This is a genomic window from Psychrobacter sp. Arc9 (genome assembly GCF_041431295.1).
Lineage (GTDB): Bacteria > Pseudomonadota > Gammaproteobacteria > Pseudomonadales > Moraxellaceae > Psychrobacter.
This window is the reverse complement of the sequence record NZ_JASMRK010000051.1, coordinates 1-2,035: the sequence shown is the minus strand read 5'-3', so window position 1 is coordinate 2,035 and position 2,035 is coordinate 1. Positions and strand designations below refer to the sequence as shown.

Genomic DNA, 2,035 nt, shown 5'->3' with positions numbered 1-2,035 from the left:
TTTTTAGTCATGGTAAACTCCTTATCGAGTTGTTAGTTTACCAAGTTTTATTCTACGGTTTCTTCAGCATACCTCAGCTTATTCTCTTATTAAGGAATAGTGAGTCTTTATTTACTCGTAAAGAAGATAAGTTACCAGAAATTGAAAGCGATAATATGGACAGTGATGACATAGTGCGTCTGCTTGCAGAGTTGTATCCAGACTTTGACGAAACTCAAGTCTTATGGGAAAGAGCAGGAGGTAAGCTGAGTGATTTAGAAAATAAGTCACGCCCATATACCCGCTGGCATACCATATGGAAAAAAGTAAACCAAGGCTCAGAAGTAACACCGAAAGCGCTTTTACAAATCATTCAAAAAGATAATCCTCAATGCATAGCTATAAAATCTTTATTAAAAGCTTACCACTCATAAAATTTGGAGTACAGTAAATGTCAAGAGTATTGGATGGAGTCAATAGTTTAGGTTTAATTGAAAAGCTAGATGGCGATGATAGGCGTTTTGATAATATGGTTGAGGCAACTACCTTACTAGTAGAAAGGTTGAAAGAAGATGAGCCATTGCTTACCTCATTTGTATTAACCAGTATAAACCAAACGCCTAATAGCGATGATATAGCAATAAAAATTGCAGATGAATGTTTTACAGAAGTATGGAGGTCGGCCAGGTCAATCTACATAGACACCCCATTCTTACTTTATCGCTCTATGCTTCTAGATGCTTGTCAACAATTAGCATTAGATAATCAAAGGTATGCTTATATACTGTGGAATACAATTGCTGATATGCTACCCTTCAAACGGTTCGCAGAAGAAAAAGAAGTCTTTGAAAGTATATTTTCACAATGGTCTAAAGAAAGTGAGGAATATTCAAGTTTCGATCTTCTAGAGAACGGAAAAGGGAATAAAATACCATTTCCAAGAAAGCTTCCTACATTTGAACTAAGTACTGAGCTTGAAGGCATCCAGGACTTTCAAACCATGTATACTAAATTATCTGAAGATTTTACGACCCGAGAAAGTCTTTATCAAAGCCAGTATCAAAAATTTGAACAATACAGAAATAGTATAAATGAAAATATTAGGTCTAATGAAAATTTAAAGTTAGACACCATTTGGTGGAGTAAGGCTTTATACTCTCCTTCCTTAAATCAAAGCTATAGAGAGTTTGAAGGTAAAATTGCCTTAATAGTCATGGTGAGTGATTTACTGTCTCTAATGGAAAATGCGCCACCAGCAAGTATTTCTTATTTAATCTTTGAAACAGTTGCCGACTTACCTAATATAGATATTGAAGAAAAGTTTTCTTTAGAAAAGATATGGGAATTTTATTCAAAAAATAAAGATAGTGTCCCGAAAGAGACTATTCGGCAACTAACAATTGGTTATAAAGACAATTGGTCACTGAAGGACTTTGTTAGTTACGCTTTTTCTGATGATTCTTTCGATACAGATACCGCTATATCTAAACTGAGTATCTCCAAAGATACAGAAATTAGTCTTCCTAAATTGGCTCAAGCTATTTTTCGAGAACAATCTGCTGAAAATCAAGTAGAGACATGAGTATGAGTGATAGTGAAATAACCGTAGGTGGTGTTTGTTCTAGAGAGGGAAAAGATTGTTATGTCGGTGATGGCGGAGCTTGTAGTGAGGGTAAGGATTATCCTAATGAATGCCAATATTTTGAAGTTAAATTAAAAGAAACTACAGAAAATCCTGAATTAAAGCAATATAGGATATGGTGGTCGGGTAATAACTTAGGAATACAAGACTTAAGCCAAATTCGGGCACGAGGCGAAAGCCGTTTTATTGGTGTGTTTGGTTCGCATGACACGGGAAAAACCACATTCTTACTGATTGCTTATCTAAATTATATACGCCAAGGACTTAAATTAAGTTATAAATTTGCTGGTTCTAAAAGCTTGGTAGCATGGGAGAACCTGTCATCTTATTCAAGACTTGACCTATGCTGTCAAATCCGTAGACCTAAACTTGGGAGATTTTAATCAAGCGGCCTGACGATAATGATCAAACCAC

2 protein-coding genes and 1 pseudogene are annotated in these 2,035 nt (G+C 35.5%); all 3 read left to right on the top strand.

What is annotated here, in order from left to right:
* A pseudogene (locus tag QO187_RS13720) lies at positions 1–413 on the top strand (hypothetical protein); the annotation flags it as partial.
* Positions 414–430: 17 nt separating this feature from the next.
* Entirely contained in the window at positions 431–1,561 is a 1,131-nt protein-coding gene (locus QO187_RS13715; RefSeq protein WP_102078720.1) for a GTPase-associated system all-helical protein GASH, read from the top strand.
* A 2-nt stretch (positions 1,562–1,563) separates the two neighbouring features.
* Positions 1,564–2,004: a hypothetical protein gene (locus QO187_RS13710; RefSeq protein ID WP_371548647.1), complete on the top strand. Its 441-nt coding sequence runs from the start codon at positions 1,564–1,566 to the stop codon at positions 2,002–2,004.
* Positions 2,005–2,035: the final 31 nt, after the last annotated feature.